The 16320-nt window shown below is 70.2% G+C and carries 16 protein-coding genes and 2 pseudogenes; 8 read left to right on the forward strand and 10 right to left on the reverse strand.

Going from position 1 to position 16320, the window contains the following annotated elements:
• Positions 1 to 89: 89 nt before the first annotated feature.
• A complete protein-coding gene (locus tag ACP4J0_RS34355) occupies positions 90 to 977 on the forward strand; it encodes a septum formation family protein (RefSeq protein WP_426602747.1) in 888 nt (295 codons plus the stop codon).
• On the opposite strand, the gene ACP4J0_RS34360 is transcribed toward ACP4J0_RS34355, so the two are convergent.
• Positions 880 to 1674: a transposase gene (locus ACP4J0_RS34360; RefSeq protein WP_426602749.1), complete on the reverse strand. Its 795-nt coding sequence runs from the start codon at positions 1672 to 1674 to the stop codon at positions 880 to 882. The genes ACP4J0_RS34355 and ACP4J0_RS34360 overlap by 98 nt on opposite strands.
• Positions 1675 to 1941: 267 nt before the next feature.
• On the opposite strand from ACP4J0_RS34360, the gene ACP4J0_RS34365 reads away from it, so the two are divergent.
• Both ACP4J0_RS34365 and mgtA read left to right on the forward strand, forming a co-directional pair.
• Complete coding sequence (locus tag ACP4J0_RS34365) at positions 1942 to 2304, forward strand: ArsR/SmtB family transcription factor (protein WP_426602751.1); 363 nt, start codon at positions 1942 to 1944, stop codon at positions 2302 to 2304.
• The gene (gene mgtA / locus ACP4J0_RS34370) at positions 2297 to 4951 is read left to right on the forward strand and encodes a magnesium-translocating P-type ATPase (RefSeq protein WP_426602753.1); all 2655 of its coding nucleotides are present in this window, start codon (positions 2297 to 2299) and stop codon (positions 4949 to 4951) included. The genes ACP4J0_RS34365 and mgtA overlap by 8 nt, the downstream gene beginning before the upstream one ends.
• 576 nt (positions 4952 to 5527) lie before the next feature.
• On the opposite strand, the gene ACP4J0_RS34375 is transcribed toward mgtA, so the two are convergent.
• Both ACP4J0_RS34375 and ACP4J0_RS34380 read right to left on the reverse strand, forming a co-directional pair.
• Positions 5528 to 6112 carry a TerD family protein gene (locus tag ACP4J0_RS34375; protein ID WP_426602755.1) on the reverse strand — a complete coding sequence of 195 codons (585 nt, stop codon included), beginning with the start codon at positions 6110 to 6112 and terminating at the stop codon, positions 5528 to 5530.
• 147 nt (positions 6113 to 6259) lie between these two features.
• Complete coding sequence (locus ACP4J0_RS34380; protein ID WP_426602773.1) at positions 6260 to 6691, reverse strand: sec-independent translocase; 432 nt, start codon at positions 6689 to 6691, stop codon at positions 6260 to 6262.
• 185 nt (positions 6692 to 6876) lie between these two features.
• Between ACP4J0_RS34380 and ACP4J0_RS34385 the strand changes: the two genes are divergently transcribed.
• Both ACP4J0_RS34385 and ACP4J0_RS34390 read left to right on the forward strand, forming a co-directional pair.
• Positions 6877 to 7452, forward strand: coding sequence for a TerD family protein (locus tag ACP4J0_RS34385; protein WP_426602757.1), 576 nt, complete (start codon positions 6877 to 6879; stop codon positions 7450 to 7452).
• Positions 7453 to 7579: 127 nt separating this feature from the next.
• Complete coding sequence (locus tag ACP4J0_RS34390; RefSeq protein WP_364907053.1) at positions 7580 to 8164, forward strand: TerD family protein; 585 nt, start codon at positions 7580 to 7582, stop codon at positions 8162 to 8164.
• A gap of 641 nt (positions 8165 to 8805) precedes the next feature.
• Here ACP4J0_RS34390 and ACP4J0_RS34395 read toward each other — a convergent pair.
• Together ACP4J0_RS34395 and ACP4J0_RS34400 are read right to left on the reverse strand one after the other, a co-directional pair.
• Positions 8806 to 8964, reverse strand: a complete 159-nt coding sequence (locus ACP4J0_RS34395) for a hypothetical protein (RefSeq protein ID WP_426602759.1) — start codon at positions 8962 to 8964, stop codon at positions 8806 to 8808.
• Between the two features lie 42 nt (positions 8965 to 9006).
• Positions 9007 to 10545, reverse strand: coding sequence for an LCP family protein (locus ACP4J0_RS34400; protein ID WP_426602761.1), 1539 nt, complete (start codon positions 10543 to 10545; stop codon positions 9007 to 9009).
• Between the two features lie 137 nt (positions 10546 to 10682).
• On the opposite strand from ACP4J0_RS34400, the gene tatA reads away from it, so the two are divergent.
• The 3 genes and pseudogenes from tatA to ACP4J0_RS34415 all read left to right on the forward strand — a co-directional run.
• Entirely contained in the window at positions 10683 to 10964 is a 282-nt protein-coding gene (gene tatA, locus ACP4J0_RS34405; RefSeq protein ID WP_426602763.1) for a Sec-independent protein translocase subunit TatA, read from the forward strand.
• A 473-nt stretch (positions 10965 to 11437) separates the two neighbouring features.
• A pseudogene (locus tag ACP4J0_RS34410) lies at positions 11438 to 11569 on the forward strand (hypothetical protein); the annotation flags it as partial.
• Positions 11570 to 11606: 37 nt separating this feature from the next.
• A pseudogene (locus tag ACP4J0_RS34415) lies at positions 11607 to 11858 on the forward strand (hypothetical protein); the annotation flags it as partial.
• A gap of 217 nt (positions 11859 to 12075) precedes the next feature.
• Here ACP4J0_RS34415 and ACP4J0_RS34420 read toward each other — a convergent pair.
• From ACP4J0_RS34420 to ACP4J0_RS34440, 5 genes are all read right to left on the reverse strand, one after another.
• Entirely contained in the window at positions 12076 to 12483 is a 408-nt protein-coding gene (locus ACP4J0_RS34420; RefSeq protein WP_426602765.1) for a DUF6278 family protein, read from the reverse strand.
• Between the two features lie 200 nt (positions 12484 to 12683).
• A complete protein-coding gene (locus ACP4J0_RS34425; protein ID WP_426524003.1) occupies positions 12684 to 13463 on the reverse strand; it encodes an exodeoxyribonuclease III in 780 nt (259 codons plus the stop codon).
• Positions 13464 to 13535: 72 nt separating this feature from the next.
• Positions 13536 to 14171 carry an MBL fold metallo-hydrolase gene (locus tag ACP4J0_RS34430; protein WP_426602767.1) on the reverse strand — a complete coding sequence of 212 codons (636 nt, stop codon included), beginning with the start codon at positions 14169 to 14171 and terminating at the stop codon, positions 13536 to 13538.
• 44 nt (positions 14172 to 14215) lie between these two features.
• On the reverse strand, positions 14216 to 15583 hold the full coding sequence (gene pcaC, locus ACP4J0_RS34435; protein ID WP_426602768.1) for a 4-carboxymuconolactone decarboxylase: 1368 nt from the start codon (positions 15581 to 15583) through the stop codon (positions 14216 to 14218).
• A partial coding sequence (locus tag ACP4J0_RS34440) for a site-specific integrase (RefSeq protein ID WP_426602770.1) occupies positions 15562 to 16320 on the reverse strand: 759 nt, incomplete at its 5' end. The genes pcaC and ACP4J0_RS34440, both read right to left, overlap by 22 nt.

The following is a 16320-nucleotide window of genomic DNA, read 5'->3' on the forward strand; positions in this document are numbered from 1 at the left end:
CCCTCGAGCCACCGGGTCACGACCGGGTGCAGAGATGGCATACGATCCGCATGCCCCTCATAAAGATCAAGTAAGAGGATGTACACGTCATGACTGCCCGTGCCCCCTATCGTTCCCTTCGCGGCATATCCGCCGTTGCCGCCCTGCTCGCGATCGGCGCGGTGGGGTGCTCGGACGTCACCGACGCCGTCGACAGCGCCAAGGACGGCGCGAAGAAGGTGGCCCGCCAGCGCTCGGTGTTCTCGCTGGACACCGGTGACTGCTACAACCCGTCCGGCAAGGCCGAGGGGACGGCGTACACCGTCGAGATCGTGCCCTGCGACGAGGCGCACGAAGGCCAGGTCGTGGGCGAGTTCTCGATCGACGAGGGCAAGGCGTACCCCGGCGACGACGGGGTCTCGGCGATCGCGGACACCCGCTGCCCGGTCGAGGCGCAGAAGTACGCCCCGGACACCTGGGCGCTCCCCAAGGGCGCCGAGCTCTTCTACTACACCCCGACCGCGGAGAGCTGGGCGACGGGCGACCGCTCGGTGAGCTGCACCTACACCGCCGAGAAGGGCGTACTGAGCGGCACGCTGGACACCGCGAAGTCCCTCAAGCCCGAGCAGCTCACGTACCTCAAGGGGTCGAACGCGGTCTACGAGGCGCTGTGGGCGAACCAGTCCGAGAAGGACACCGTCGAGGCCGACCTGCCCGGTTACAAGGCGCAGGCCAAGGCCGTCGCGGCCGCACTCCAGGCCCACGTCGAGGGCCTGAACGGCATCGACGGTACCGAGGTCGGCACGCTGCGTTCGACGCTGGCGAAGGCGGCCGGCGACTGGAAGAAGGCCGCGGACGCCGCCGACGCCGACACGTTCTACGCCGCCTACGACCCGGCGTTCACCGGCATCGACCCGAACAAGTCGGTCGCCGCCCGCAAGGAGCTGGGCCTGGCCACCACCGTCCCGGCCGAAGAGGCCGAGGTCTGGGCGGGCTGACACATCCGAGCGGCGGGCACCGGTCGGCCGGTGCCCGTCCCCGCCTGACGGGGACGGACCGGGGCCGGGGCCGGCTCTCGTGGAGAGCCTCCTGCAGGGACGATGTCCGGACGACGTCCGCGAGCCCAGCGGGCAACCCTGCTGACCTGCCCGGACAGCGTCCGGACGCCGCGTCCGGACGCGAGCCGGCTCCGCTACTCCCTGAGGTCGATGTCGAGGCCCTCGCCGCGGTCCTCGCCGACGGCTGGTACGTCGGCCTCCTCACCGTCTCGCCGGCGTCGATGCCCTGACCGGTCTCGGCCACGTTTGCCGAGGTCCTCACGCTCTGCGCGTCGATCACGGCCGCAGTCGGCTGAGTGCTGCGGCCGTGGGGTCGACGGGCCTTGTCCCGTAACAGGTCGTGGACCTGCTGGGTGGTGCCGTCGGCTTCCCGCTCGGCGCAGTAGTCGTAGACGGTCTTGTACGGCGGGGAGTCGTGGGGCGGGTACTCCCACGGGATGCCGGTGCGATCGACGTACAGGATCGCGTTGACGATCTCCCGCAGGTCGTGCACCCGGGCCGCTGTGCCGGGTCCGGTTCTGCGGGCTCGCCATGCGGCGAAGACCGGTTCGATCAAGGCCGGCGGGCGTCGGAGACAGCTACGGTACGGACACGAGCACTCACACCTCACCCAACGACCGCCAACACCGACAGTCACAAAACCATCCCTGACTACCAACTACATAGATCGGATGCCCTCTGAAGCACGTGCCGGATCCGGAAGGTCTCAAGGGTCCGAGCCATCCGGCGTTTGATGAGGAGCAGAGCCGGCACCGGACGGGCGGCTCCGGCGGCATGATGCAGCTGATGGGGTGGAGACCGCGCCGAGTATCGCCACAGCCGAAGCGCACCGGGCACATACGGGGCGCGGCCTAGACTGGGTCTCTCCGGGGGCACGGATGTCGCCCGAGCGGGATGGGAGAACATGGTGGCGAGCAATGGCGGGCGCTTCGAGGATCCGCCCGCCGAGGTGCTGGCGGAGGCGGCCGCGGCCTTCGGGCTGCTGGCCTCGCCTGCCCGTTTGCACATCGTCTGGGCGCTGGCACAGGGCGAGAGCGACGTGACCGGGCTCGCGGAGCGGGTGGGCGGCGCGCTGCCCGCGGTGAGCCAGCATCTGACGAAGCTGAAGTTGGCCGGTCTCGTGAGGTCGCGACGGGAGGGGCGGCGGCACGTCTATCTGGTCGACGACCCGGATGTGGTGACCGTGGTGCGGCTGATGGTCGGGCAGCTGTCCGACCGCGCCGAGCACGCCTCACGCCCGGTACGTCTCGGCGGCTTCGGTGCTTGAGACTGCCGCAGTCCCCGGTCCCGGCCGTACCGCCCCGGACACGCAGGGCATACCGGAATCGGGCAGCGGACCACCGTCGGGTGACGTCTTCCGCGGCCTGGCCACGCTCACGCCACTGCAGGTACTGCGTTTTCTGGGCAGCGGGCCGCGTGGGCTGGTGGAGGCGCGGGCCGATGAGCGCCTGGCCCGGTTCGGCGAGAACACCCTGCCCGCGTCGCGGTCCGTCTCCTGGCCCCGCCGTGTCGCGGGCGGTCTGCGCGATCCCTTCACCACGGTGCTGCTCTGCCTCGGACTGGTGTCGGCCGCGGTGGCCTCCTGGGGCACCGCCTGCGTGATCCTGGTCCTGGTGGCGGTCAGCTGTGTGCTGCGCGCCGGCGGGGAACGGCGGGCCGAGCAGTCCATGGCCGCCCTGCGCGAGCTGGTGGCCACCACCGCGACCGTACTGCGGCGCACCGACGAACAGGCGCAGCCGCTGGCCAGAGAGGTCCCCGTCGACCTGTTGGTGCCGGGGGACGTGATCCGGCTGGGCCCGGGCGACCTGGTGCCGGCCGACGTGCGGCTGCTGCGTGCCAACGGTCTGACCGTGCATCAGGCCGCGCTCACCGGGGAGTCGGCGCCGGTCCCCAAGTACCCCGTCGACGCGCCCGAGGATCCGTGTACGGACCTGCTCGGGCAGCCGCAGCTGTGCTTCCAGGGCAGTAGCGTGGCCTCGGGCAATGCCTCGGCAGTGGTCGTCGCGACCGGCGCACGTACCCGTTTCGCCGCCGCGCACAGCGACACCGGGCGGCAGCGAGAGCGGACCGGGTTCGACCGGTCGGTGCACGGGATCTCCTGGATCCTCATCCGTTTCATGCTGCTCACTCCACCGCTGGTGCTGATGGCCAACGCCGCGCTGCGCGGGCGCGGTCTGGAGACACTCCCGTTCGCGGTGGCGGTGGCGGTCGGCCTGACCCCGGAGATGCTGCCGGTCATCATCACCACCGTGCAGGCCCGCGGCGCGGCGCTGCTGGCGCGCGCCGGGGTGATCGTCAAACGGCTGCCCGCCCTGCACGACCTCGGAGCGGTCGATGTGCTGTGCCTGGACAAGACCGGCACCCTCACCCAGGACCGTCCCGTCGTCGAGCACTCGCTGGACGCCCGTGGCCGCCCCGATCCGCAGGTACTGACCTGGGCGGCGGCGAATGCCTGGTGGACGCTGCAACTCGCCGACCTGCCCGTTCCCGACGTGCTGGACGAGGCGATCCTGGACGCCGCCCAGACGTGCGACATCGACCTGATGGAGTACGAAGGTGTTGCCGCGCTGCCGTTCGATCCGGTACGCCGCCTCGCCACCGCCGTCGTACGCCGTCCCGCCCGCCTGGGCGTGCACACGCTGGTCGTCAAGGGCGCCGTCGAGGACGTGCTGGAGCGATGTGTCCTGGAGGAGGCCGAGCGGGACCGGCTGCTCGCCCTCGCCGCCCGGGAGGCCGAGAGCGGTTTGCGGGTGATCGCGGTCGCCCGGGCCGAGCGCCCCGCCCGACTCGGGGCCTACGGCGTGAAGGACGAACGCGGCCTCACCTTCAGCGGTTTCGTCACCCTGCGGGACGCCCTCGCTCCGACCGCCGCTGACGCCCTGGGCGCCCTCGCCCACCGCGGTGTCGCCGTCAAGATCCTCACCGGGGACCATCCCGGCACCGCCGCCCGCGTCTGCCGCGAGCTCGGCCTCGACGCGGGCGAGGTGGTGACGGCGGCCCGCCTCGATGCGCTGTCCGAACGCGAACTGGCCGACCTGGCCGGCCGTTCCACCGTCTTCGCACGCTGCACCCCCGCGCACAAAGCCCGTATCGTCGCCGCGCTCCGCGCACGCGGGCACACGACCGGTTTCTTCGGCGACGGAGTCAACGACCTGCCCGCGCTGCACGCCGCCGATGTCGGCATCTGCCCGCGTGACGCCGTCGACGTGGCACGCGAGAGCGCCGACGTCGTGCTCGCCGAGAAGGACCTCACCGCCATCGACCAGGCGATCACCGCCGGGCGCGGCAGCAGCGGCAACATCGCCACCTACTTGCGCATCACGCTCTCTTCCAACCTCGGCAACGTCATCGCCATGCTCGGCGCGGGACTGCTGCTGCCCTTCCTGCCCATGCTTCCCGTACAGGTCCTGGCCCAGAACCTGTGTTTCGACGCCGCCCAGCTCGCCTTCGCCTACGACCGGCCGGACCCGGCCACGCTGCGCCGGCCCACCGTCCTGAAGCCGCGCGCCTTCCTCCGCTTCATCACCGGCTTCGGCCTGCTCAACGCCGCCACAGACCTGGCCACCTTCGCCGTCCTCGCCCTCGCGCTGCACGAAACGACCGCAGCGGACGGCGAGGCGGCGTTCCACGCCGGGTGGTTCACCGAGAACCTCCTCACCCAGGCGCTGGTGATGCTGCTGCTCAGGTCGGGCCGCCGCACCGCCGAGCGTGGCGCCCCGGGACCGGTCCGGCTCGCCGCCACCGCGCTGGCCGCCATCGGGGTGCTGCTGCCGCTCACCCCCCTCGGACCCTGGCTGGGCATGGCCGCCCTGCCGCCCGTGTACTACCTGCTGCTCGGCCTCGTCCTCGTCCTGTACGCGGCCGGCCTCGCGGTCGCCAGGGCCCGCTACGACAAGCGCCATGCGGATGCGTAAAGGGGCCTGCACCGGCGTCCACGCGGGCCACACACTCCACAGTCCGCGGAACCCACCGCGTGCCGCGGCGCCTGGTGCATCCAGCACGGCGACACCTGACAGGAGTCGCACGACGTCTCCGCCACCTCCGGGGCGGTCCGCGGACTACACCCCCGCGCGCTTTTCCCTCAGGTCCACACACACGCGGGAGCGTGCCTGACAACGCTACAAGCCAGGCGCCGCGTTCGGTATCGCGAACTTGGACCGCGCCGCTTTCGGACGAGGCCAAGCAGGGTCGGGGCTTCGCCGGCCGGGACTGGGAAGAGCTGCCCGACGACCGGGACCTGGCTGTCGAAGCCGCCGCCTGGCACCCGCACGACCTGAACGCACGATTGCCGTCCGGGCCGTACACCATCAACGAGTTGCCGGCGCTGGGCTACAACACCAGGGGGCAACATGCTGGCGTTCGCCTCGAGTGCGAAGCCGGGTACTCGGGCCCGTTTCTCTCTCGACCGCCTGCACGAGCGAACGCGACCTGGGTGGACGCCTGCCAGGCCGCCGCGGAGTCCCCTTCGGCGACAGTGTCAGGAACTGCCGCTACTTGCTCACGGCGAAGCGCATCAGGGCCTGCTCGTCGCCCTGCTTGATCTTCCCGGTCTCATTGATCACCTGGAGTTTCCAGCCCGCACCGTCCCGCATCGCCTTGGCCACGGCGCAGCCGTTGTCGTTGGTGAGCAGGCTCGGCCAGATGTCGGCGACCTGCTGGGTGCTGCCACCCGTCGCGTCGTACACCCTGAAGCTGATGTTCCGCGCGTTCTGGAAGGCGCTGCGCTTCTTGTAGGCGGCGGCGATGAACACGATGGACGTGATGTTGGACGGCACCCGGGACAACTCGACCGTCACCGTCTCGTCGTCGCCGTCGCCGTGCCCGGTCTGGTTGTCCCCGCTGTGGATCAACGAGCCGTTGCCCAGCGGGTCCAGCGAGTCAAGACCGGCCAGCCGCACCGGCTCCGCGCCCTGCATCGCGATGGCGATCAGGTCGAGATCGGTGCCCATCTTCCGGCGAAGCTTCCCCAGCAGCCCGCCACTGCTCCCGGCGGTGGGATCCCAGGACGCCCCGATGGAGAGATGGGTCACCCCGTCCAGATCCGCCGGGCCGTCTTCCTTCGTCAGTGTGATCATGCTTGATCCTCTTGGTCGTTGAGACTGCTGCACGTGAAGTGCGCCTGGTGCCCTCGGTACTCAGCCCGCCAGGGGCGGAATCATTCGGGACGGCCGTTTCCGGACCCCGCGGGGCTGCGGAGAATACGCCGCCGACATTGCTGCGGCTCACGTCATGTCACGATCGAACCGTGGGTGTTCTGGCGGGACGGCCGCGGTGCCGCTCTTGAGCAGGCTGACGGGGGCGGACGAACCGCCCTCGTCCCCGCCGCCCTGTCCCTGGCGGACGGCGTCCGCCACGTCCGTCATTTCCTGTCCCAGATCGAAGGCGCTGCGGATTTCGTCGAACCCCAGGGCTTCGTTGTCCATCAACTGCTTGCGGACAAGTGTCCTGGGATTGAGGTCATCGAACTCGAAGTCCTCGAACTCCGGGCCGAGTTCGGAGCGGATCTCCTGCTTGGCACTGTCGGAGAACTCCTTGACCTTGCGGATGAATCCCACGACGTTCTGGATGACCTCCGGCAGCTTGTCCGGCCCGAAGAGCAGAACGGCGAGGATCCCGAGCGTCACCAGCTCAAGAGGCCCCACATCAGAGAACACCCTGCCCACTCCTTGATCCGTCGCCGCCGGAAGAGAGGCGCCCGGCTGCTGCCGTTTCGCCGGACGCCGTATCGCCGGGCCCCCACTCGATACTCTACCAATTGCGCAAGCATGCAATCATGGGAGGGTCCTGCGCGTTGACGCAGGATGACGGCACAAGAGCACTGGAACAACGAAGGAGAACCATGGGTGTGAGTCTCGCCAAGGGTGGCAACGTGTCACTGAGCAAGGAGGCGCCAGGCCTGACAGCGGTCCTGGTCGGCCTGGGCTGGGACGTGCGGACCACGACCGGTGCGGATCACGACCTGGACGCCAGCGCGCTGCTGTGCGCCGAAGCCGGGAAGGTCGTCTCCGACCAGCACTTCGTCTTCTACAACAACCTCAAGAGCCCCGACGGCTCGGTGGAACACACCGGCGACAACCTCACCGGTGACGGCGAGGGCGACGACGAGATCATCAAAGTCAATCTCGCCACCGTGCCCGCCGATATCACCAAGATCGTGTTCCCGGTCTCGATCCACGACGCCCAGGCCCGCGGGCAGAGCTTCGGACAGGTCCGCAACGCCTACATCCGTGTGGTCAACCAGGCCGGCGGCGCCGAACTGGCCCGCTACGACCTGAGCGAGGACGCCTCGACCGAGACCGCGATGGTCTTCGGGGAGCTCTACCGCCACGGGACCGATTGGAAGTTCCGCGCCATCGGCCAGGGCTACGCCTCCGGCCTTGCCGGCATCGCCTCCGACTACGGCGTCAGCGTCTGACCTCTCCGGTACCCCCGCCGCCCGCAGGTCTCCCTGCGGGCGGCGGGCCCACGCCCGGCGCCCCTCCGGACCGACACAGCACCGGGCCATACCGCCACACACGCATCGCACAGCAGAAGGGCCGCACATGATCGTCAACCTGGGCAAGGGCCAGCGGATCAGCCTGAGCAAGTCCGACGGCGGAGCACTCAGCGTCGTACGGATGGGCCTGGGCTGGCAGGCCGCACCACGCAAGGGCTTCTTCGCCAGACTGGCCGGCACCCGCGAGATCGACCTCGACGCCTCCGCCGTCCTCTTCGCCGGCCAGGAGCCCATCGACGTTGTCTTCTTCCAACACCTGGTCAGCGACGACGGATCGGTGCGGCACACCGGCGACAACCTCGTCGGCGGCACCGGGCAGGGCCAGGACGACGAGTCGATCCTGGTGGACCTGCGGCGCGTACCCGCTCGCGTCGACCAGATCGTCTTCACCGTCAACTCCTTCACCGGCCAGACCTTCACCGAAGTGCAGAACGCCTTCTGCCGCCTGGTCGACGAGGCCACCGGCCAGGAACTGGCCCGCCACACCCTCACCGGCGGCGGCGACCACACCGCCCAGATCATGGCCAAGGTCCACCGAAGCGGCAGGGGCTGGCAGATGGCGGCCATCGGCGAACCCGCCACCGGCCGTACCTTCCAGGACCTGATGCCCGCCATCACCTCCCACCTGTAGCGGGCAGCCAGCCGGGCAGACCGCCTTCACCGGCTCGCCGGCCATCCCGGTCGACGGGCACGACGTTCGCCGAGCCCGGACGCTCTCGTGGACTGACCTGCCCGGGTGTACCGCATTCCGGGCGGCTGCGACAGGCACTCAAGGTCGCCGCCCGGCACCTGCACGACATGACGGCCCCGCTCCCCCGTCATGTTCTCTGCGGTCCTGCGAGAGGGCCGCCGGCCTCCGGGCCCGGCATGACTGTTGCCCCCTGTCGACGGGATGACCTGGGGGTGATGTCACCGGGCCCGAGGGGTGCCGTCGGAGACGCTGATCAGAGGCCCGACCGCCGCCGGGCCGGGCGCAATGCCCGGCCGCTCGCGGGCGGCAGGTCTGCATGACGTGGATGCGCGAGAACGGCTCCCGGCCTTGGCGCCGGCACGCATCGACGCATGTGGGGGCACGGTGATCGACATCAACCAGGTGGGCGTCTTCATCGGCCTGGACGTCGGCGAGCACGCGCATCACGGCCCCCCAGAGCGGGCCATCACGTACTCGAAGGACGAGCTGCGCGCTGGACTACGACACCGGGGCGGGCAACACGCTCGTCTTGACACGCGAAGCGAAATCCGGAAGCCCGTCGCAGTCCTACCTGGGCCGCGCTACGGCTGGGGCAAGGCTGAGGCAGCCGTCGCACGCTGAGCCGAGTCGGCCGTGGCTGAGCTGCGCTCGCGGTCGGCCTCCAGCAGCTGACGCAGCAGGTCCGCGCGCAGCAGCAACCGCTCGACGACATCGTGAGACGGTTGCGATGGGGCAGGCATGGGAGTACCTCCTTGCAAGTCGGGGCAGGGATCGCGCTCTGCTCAGCCGTAGGAGAGGTCGGAGCAGGCGTCGTCGTCGGCCGAGCGGGCATCGTCGGCCACCGTGGGGGGCACGGCAGTTGGCTCGGTGGAAGCGGTAGCCGAGGGATTGGCTGCATACGACTGGCCCAGGGTGACGTTGATGCCCGCGGTGGAGGCCGCCCGGAGTTCCGCGCCGGCGAAGAACTGTGAGACGGCCTTCGCGTCGTCCTTCTGGCCGGGCCCGTATTCGATCACCGTGGTGCTGTAGTCCTGGGTGCGTGCCGTCTCCGTACCCGTGACCGTGAAGGCGTGCTCCTTGAGGGTCTCGGCTGCGCGGGCGGCCAGGCCGGTGACCGTGGTGCCGTTGTAGACGGCCACAGCGATCCCGTCGCCGGACGCCGGCCCGTCGGGGTCCGGCGACGGGGACGCGGCTTGCCTATCGCCGTTGTTGCCGCTGGCGTCCTCGCCGTCGATCGTGCGGTCGGCCTTCAGCGCCGCCCACAGGGCGTCGGCGTCCGGCTCGACGATCGCGACGCGCTCACCCTCGTAGCGCCAGGGGATGGTGATGAACTTGGTGTTGTGCAGGTCGATGCTTTTCAGCGACATCACAAAGGAGATCAGCTTGTCGGCCGAGCCGAGGCCGGGGTCGACGGTCATGGACTGCGTGGCGGCGTTCGCGAGCGGCAGCAGCTTGGTCGGGGTGAAGCCGTCGCTCTTCACCTTCTTGATCAGCGCAGCGACGAAGGCCTGCTGGCGTTTGATCCGGCCTATGTCGGAGCCGTCGCCGATGCCGTGCCGGATGCGCACGTAGTCCAGGGCCTTCGAGCCGGACACGCTCTGCTCGCCCTTGGCGAAGATGCGCTCACCGCGGGTGGTGCGGTTGGGATTGAGGTCCTTCTGGTAGATGTCCTGTGGCAGGCACACGTTGACACCGCCGACGACCTCGGTCAGTTCCGAGAAGCCCTTGAAGTCGACGACGACGGTGTGGTCGACACGCAAGCCGGTCAGTTTCTCCACTGTGTTCTGGGTGCAGGCCGGGTTGCCCTTGGCCGTCTGACCCACGGAGTAGGCCGCGTTGAACATCGCGTTGGCCTGCGGCTTGGTCCAGGTGCCGTCGGGCAGTTTGCAGGGCGGGATGTCGACGAGCGTGTCGCGGGGGATCGACACCGCAATGGCGTGCTGATGGTCGGCGTACACATGCAGCAGGAAGGCGGTGTCGGAGCGGCCGATGTCCCCCTTGTCCCCACCGCCCAGTTCGCTGTTGCCCTCGGTGCGCGCGTCCGAGCCGATGACGAGGACGTTCTGTCCCTTCGTCGAGCCGTCGGGCCGGTCGTCGGAGATCCCGTCCGCGCTGAAGGTGTCGATGTTGCCGCTCAGCGTGAGATACGTCCAGCCGACACCGGCTGTCACAAGGACCAGCAGCGACAGCGCCATCCCGAGTCCGAGCCGCACCCGGCTGCGCTTACGCCGCCGACTGCGGGCGGCGGCCCGCGGTCGGACCGGACTGTCAGCCGTGGTGTCGCCGCGGCGCGGCGGTGCCACCCGATGGCTGCTGGTCATGCGTGCACCTCTCATTCGTCCGGCCTCATACGGAGGGGACGACTGACCCCATCCAATGGTTGTACAGTTGCGCAATGTAGCAATCTTTTCCGGGCGCATTCTCGTGGCGCTCACCCTGTACTTGCGAGAGGACGAACATGTTCCGTAATGCGCTGCAGCCCTGGCATCTGCTGGTCGTGGCGATCGTCGTCATCGTGCTGTTCGGGTCGAAGAGGCTGCCGGACACGGCCCGTGCTCTTGGTAAGTCGCTGCGGATCCTCAAGAGCGAGGCCAAGGCCATGAAGGAGGAGGACGCGCCGCAGACCGCGGCAGCCTCTCCCGACGCGGCCGGACAGCAGGCGCACCGGCCCGTTCAGGCCGCCTCCGGTGATGCACCCCTGGCAAGCCCCGCCCCAGGAGGCGACGCCGCGCCCCGCTGACGATCCAAGGGCCGACCCCGTCGAAGCCGTACCGAAGAGGCCCACCCGTACGCGGAAGTCGAAGCGACAGACGTGCAGCGCCCCGGCCCGCACCTCGGCCTCGCCGTTCTCGACCACGCACGGACAGGTCACCTGCGACACCCACGGCCGGCGGGCCACGCGCGCCCGCAACCCATCGGCCGGGCCACCGTCGAGCGCCGCACGCTCCCAGGCCGTGGCTTCTTCAGCGTCCATGGACACACTTTAAAACTTGCGCAATATTTGAACTATTGTGGGATCCGTCACGCATCCGTCACGCAGGACGGACTCGCGGACGGTTGGCTCGCCTCGTCCCCGCGAGGAGAAGCCGGCGTCCACGGGTGTGAGTCTCGCCAAGTGCCGGAACGTCGCCCTCAACCAGGACTGCACCCCGCCCGGGCGGCGCCCCGTCGGCCTGGAAGGATGTCGCAGCGCCCAATCCGTATCCGAAGGAGTTCCGCGAGGACGTCGTGCGGGTCGCGCGCAACCGCGAGTCCGGCGTCACGCTGGAACAAATCGCCGCCGACTTCGGCGTCCACCCGATCACGCTGTCGAAGTGGCCGCGCCGCGCCGCCACCGATGAGGGCGCCAGGCCCCCGACCGCGTCGGGCGAGTCGGCCGAGCGAGGCCCGGCCCGCGTTCCTGTTCTGCGGCCAGCGCGCGATCACCAACCAGGCAGCCACCCGCTCCCTCGCACGTCACCACGAGCAGTTGGCCCACAAGCACGGCAACAACCCCTTCGTGCTGCTGCTGAAGGTGGTCAACTCGCAGGCGTACGGCCCCGATGCCGTCGAACTCGTCGGGGACGTGACGCGGGCGGCGACCAGCCCCCCGCGGGCACCGGCGCCGGCACCCCGCAACTCCCACCGGGCCTGAGTCCGGTGCGCAGCTGACCTTCCCCTCGTCCGCGGACGGCCCGACGTGGTGTCCGATCCGCCGCGCGAGCAGTGATCTCCGGCTGCACCCTGCGCATGCCTCTGTACGTTCGTGTGTGCCCTGACCACCGCAACGTATCGGCACAATCGGCATGTATGCCTACGACACGCGCCTTCCGGTCATTAGCCCGATTTAAGGTGCTCGGGGAGCCGAAGGTTCATGCTTCCGCGACTTCTCCGTAGAGCTGCGAGAGTTCGGGCACTCCGTCCTCCGCCCACGCGTGGCCTGACGCCACCACGTCGAACTCCCGGCCGGAGGCGAGCCGGACGACGGGCTGCCCGTCGGACCGGATGGACCAGGAGGCGCCGGGCACGGTGCGCACGATCACGGTGCCGAGGTACAGACCGGCGTCGTTCCCGAGCCAGGCCAGGATCTCCTCGTCGCTCCGCCAGCGGGGCAGCACCTGGTCGAGCTGCTCCAGCGAGACCTCGGAGTCGTCGAGCCGGACCCCCTCCCGCAACGCCTGCGAGCGCAGCAGGTCGCAGTCGGCCAGCAGGTCACCGATGCCCTCGGCGTCATGAGCCCGGGGATCTTCGCGCCGCTTGCCCAGGAAGGGGAAATTCATACCGCCAGACTGTCATTCGTACCGCCATGTGCACCACAGGGCACGCAGGAGCGAGGAGCAACGAGGGGCGAGGAGGGGCGAGCGGAAATCCGGAGGGGCGCGGGAGCGGCACGGGAGACCCGGACGGGGCGACAGCCCGAGCAGGGCGACAGCCCGGACGGGGCGACAGCCCGGACGGGGCGACAGCCCGGACGGGGCGCCTACACGTCCAGGTCCACCACGACCGGCGCGTGGTCCGATGCGCCCTTGCCCTTGCGCTCCTCACGGTCGACGTAGGAGTCGGTGACCGCCTTGGCGAAGGGCTCGTTGCCGTACACCAGGTCGATGCGCATGCCGCGGTTCTTGGGGAAGCAGAGCTGGCGGTAGTCCCAGTAGGTGAAGGGGTGGTCGTACTTCAGCGGGCGCGGGACCACGTCGGACAGGCCGGCGCCGCGCAGGGAGGCCAGGGCGGCACGCTCGGCGGGGGTGACGTGGGTGGAGCCTTCGAAGGCGGCGGGGTCGTGGACGTCGTCGTCCGTCGGGGCGACGTTGTAGTCGCCCAGGACCGCGAAGGGGCGGCTGCCGGCCGCGTCGCCCTCGACGGCCGCGCGCAGTGCCTCGAACCACTGGAGCTTGTAGGCGTAGTGCGGGTGCTCCACCTCGCGGCCGTTGGGCACGTACACCGACCAGACGCGGACCGGGCCGCAGGTGGCGGAGATCGCGCGGGGCTCCTGGACGCCGTCGTAGCCGGGGTCGCCGGGCAGGCCCTTGACCACGTCGTCGAGGCCGACGCGGGAGAGCACTGCCACGCCGTTCCACCGGCCGGTGGCGTGCACCGCCGCCTCGTAGCCCTTCTCGCGCAGCTCGTCGAAGGGGAACTGCTCCTCGGCGACCTTGGCCTCCTGGAGGCAGAGCACGTCGGTGCCGCTGCTCTCCAGCCAGGCGAGCAGCCTCGGCAGGCGGGCGGTGATCGAGTTCACGTTCCAGGTCGCGATGCGCATGTCCCACAACCTACCCGGCGGCACTGACAACCCGGCCCCGGTCCCCGTCTCGCCGGGGCGCCGGGGCGCGCGTCACACCCGGGCGGAGTCCCCGGGGCTCAGGCGCAGGTGCTCCGAGCCGCCCAGCTGCCCGATCTGACGGTCGTAGATCGGGCGGGCGAGGTCGGTGAGCAGGGCGTCGTGAATGTCGTAGGCGCGCTGCGGCTTCACCTCACGGACGTAGTCGATGACCTCGGAGATCTTGTTCCAGGGCGCCATGACGGGGAGCATCAGCGTCTCGACCGGGTGGCCGGGGACGGTGAGGGCGTCGCCGGGGTGGAAGACCTTGCCGCCGTCGACGAGGAAGCCGACGTTGGTGACGCGCGGGATGTCCGGGTGGATCACCGCGTGCAGCTCGCCGTGGACCTGCACGTCGAAGCCGGCGGCGGTGAAGGTGTCGCCGTGGCCGACGGTGTGCACGCGGCCCGGGAACGCCGCCGAGATCTTCTCCGCGACGGACTTCAGCGTCCAGATCTCGGCGGTGGGGTTGTTCTCCATGGCGGCGCGCAGCCGCAGCTCGTCGAAGTGGTCGGGGTGCTCGTGGGTGACGAGGATCGCGTCCGCGCCGAGGGCGGCGTCCTCCTCGCTGAATCCACCGGGGTCCAGGACGAGCGTCCGCCCGTCCTTCTCCAGGCGGACGCAGGCGTGCGACTTCTTGGTGAGCTTCATGACTCCATCCTGCCGCCGCGGGCCGTCCCACGGCCTGGCGGGACTCACTCCGGCGGCGTGGTCTCCTCGCGGATGACCTGCTGCGCCACCCGGAAGGCGCCGTTCGCGGCCGGTACGCCGCAGTAGACGGCCGCCTGGAGCAGTACTTCCTTGATCTCGGCCGGGGTGAGGCCGTTGCGCAGGGCGGCCCGGAGGTGGGGCGCGAGTTCGTCCAGGTGGCCGCCGGCGACGAGGGCGGTGAGGGTGACGCAGCTGCGGGTGCGCCGGTCCAGGCCCGGCCGGTCCCAGACCTCGCCCCACGCGTACCGGGTGAGGAACTCCTGGAAGTCCCCCGAGAACTCGTCCGCCTGCGCCAGCGCCTGGTCGACGTGCGCGTCGCCGAGCACTTCGCGGCGCACCTTGAGCCCCGCCTCATAGGGGTCGGGCCGCCCCTGCCCGGGTACCTGCGGAGGTACGGCGGGCGGGGCGATCTCCGCGATGGGCGACGCGGCCTGCGGCGGGGCCAGGGCAGGCTGAACGGGGGCGGTGGAAGCCGCGGGGGCCGCGGCGACCGCCGGTGTGATGGCGTGGGCGGCCGGGATGGCGATCTGACCGGTGGACGTGTCGTGGGCGCTCTGCCAGGCGGTGGTGAAGTGCCGCACCAGCAGGTCGGTGACGGCCGCGGGCTGCTCGACCGGGACCAGGTGGGAGGCGCCGGGGACGACGGCCAGGCGTGCGTCGGGGATGCCGGCGACCAGGGTGCGGGCCTCGGCGGGGCCGGTGACCTGGTCGTCGGAGCCGACGAGGACCAGGGTCGGGGCGCCCACGCGGCCGAGTTCGCCTCGTACGTCGAACGCGGCGAGCGCCTCACAGGCGGCGATGTAGCAGCCGGGGTCGGTGGTCCGCACCATCTGCACGGCCCACTCGGTGATGGCGGGCTGAGCGGCGGCGAACCCTCCGGTGAACCACCTCTCCGGCGCGCTGCGGGCGATGGGGTCCAGGCCGTTGGTGCGGACGATCACGCCACGCTGACGGAACTCGTCGGCCGTACCGAAGCGCGGCGAGGTGGCGATCAGCGCGAGGGAGGCGAGGCGTTCGGGGTGGCGCAGGGCCAGTTCGATACCGACGGCGCCACCGAAAGCGCAGCCCGCGTAGCCGAAGCGCTGCACGCCGAGTCCGTCGAGTGTGGCCAGCAGGCGTGTGGTGAGCTCGGTGACGGAGCCCGCCGGGTGGGCGGGGGCGCCCCCGTGTCCGGGCAGGTCGAAACGGAAGACCCGCCACTGCTGAGCCAGCTCGGGCACCTGCCGGTCCCACATGTGCCATGTAGCACCGAGGGACGGCCCCATGACCAGGACCGGGGCCTGTTCCGGCCCGTCAAAGCGGTATTGCAGGATGTCGACGTTCTTCTCACTCACCCGTTCACGCTCCCACATCTCACATTCTCTTCGTGAACGGGGGCGGAGCCACTCGCCAGACCTCCCCACGTGTCCGCCGCCGGCCGCAGGTCCTCCACATCCGGCTTCACGTACCAGCGCTTCGTGGTCCGAGCGTCGGCGTGGCCGGCCCACCGGGCGAGGAGATGGTCCGAGACCCCTTGGTTCGCCAGGTACGTCAGGCAGCTCGCACGGGCGTCGTACAGACGGACCCGGCGCAGCCCGCTGCGGTCCATGACCTTGTAGGCCCGCTCACGCAGTTGGCGTCCGTTGAGCGCTCTGCCCCGAGCGTCTACGAGAACGTAACCGCTGTTTTCGTACCCGTGCCCGGCCGCCGTCTTCTCGTCTGCCTGAGCAGCCCGGAACGCGGTCAAGGCAGCCGTTACCGGAGCCGGCAGCGGAAGTTGCCGCTCACCCGCGGGTGACTTGGTGTCCTTCTCTACCACGATGTCGTTCCCCATGACCGTCCGGGTGTTGGTGATGGACACGGTGGCTCCGTCCAGGTCGACGTCCGCCCAGCGCATGCCACAGATCTCCGCCGGCCGAAGACCCATCAGAGCCAGGAGGAAGGGTGCCTGCAGACGGTCACCTGCGATCGCACGAACGAAGGCGCGTACTTCCGCGACGCTCCACGGCAGCACTGCCGCCCTGGCCCTGCGTTCTGCCTTGCGTGCCTTACGGGGAACGGTCACCTCACGAGCGACGTTCACCTCGACCAGGCCCCGTGTCACTGCCCG

Source organism: Streptomyces sp. WG7 (genome assembly GCF_049975785.1).
Classification (GTDB): Bacteria; Actinomycetota; Actinomycetes; order Streptomycetales; family Streptomycetaceae; genus Streptomyces.

Bases quoted from the DNA above. Each gene is read 5' to 3' on its own strand.
- ACP4J0_RS34355 (WP_426602747.1), top strand. From the start codon at position 90: ATGACTGCCCGTGCCCCCTATCGTTCCCTTCGCGGCATATCCGCCGTT.
- ACP4J0_RS34365 (WP_426602751.1), top strand. From the start codon at position 1,942: ATGGTGGCGAGCAATGGCGGGCGCTTCGAGGATCCGCCCGCCGAGGTG.
- ACP4J0_RS34375 (WP_426602755.1), bottom strand. From the start codon at position 6,112: ATGATCACACTGACGAAGGAAGACGGCCCGGCGGATCTGGACGGGGTG.
- ACP4J0_RS34385 (WP_426602757.1), top strand. From the start codon at position 6,877: ATGGGTGTGAGTCTCGCCAAGGGTGGCAACGTGTCACTGAGCAAGGAG.
- ACP4J0_RS34390 (WP_364907053.1), top strand. From the start codon at position 7,580: ATGATCGTCAACCTGGGCAAGGGCCAGCGGATCAGCCTGAGCAAGTCC.
- ACP4J0_RS34395 (WP_426602759.1), bottom strand. From the start codon at position 8,964: ATGCCTGCCCCATCGCAACCGTCTCACGATGTCGTCGAGCGGTTGCTG.
- ACP4J0_RS34400 (WP_426602761.1), bottom strand. From the start codon at position 10,545: ATGACCAGCAGCCATCGGGTGGCACCGCCGCGCCGCGGCGACACCACG.
- tatA (WP_426602763.1), top strand. From the start codon at position 10,683: ATGTTCCGTAATGCGCTGCAGCCCTGGCATCTGCTGGTCGTGGCGATC.
- ACP4J0_RS34420 (WP_426602765.1), bottom strand. From the start codon at position 12,483: ATGAATTTCCCCTTCCTGGGCAAGCGGCGCGAAGATCCCCGGGCTCAT.
- ACP4J0_RS34425 (WP_426524003.1), bottom strand. From the start codon at position 13,463: ATGCGCATCGCGACCTGGAACGTGAACTCGATCACCGCCCGCCTGCCG.
- ACP4J0_RS34430 (WP_426602767.1), bottom strand. From the start codon at position 14,171: ATGAAGCTCACCAAGAAGTCGCACGCCTGCGTCCGCCTGGAGAAGGAC.
- pcaC (WP_426602768.1), bottom strand. From the start codon at position 15,583: ATGTGGGAGCGTGAACGGGTGAGTGAGAAGAACGTCGACATCCTGCAA.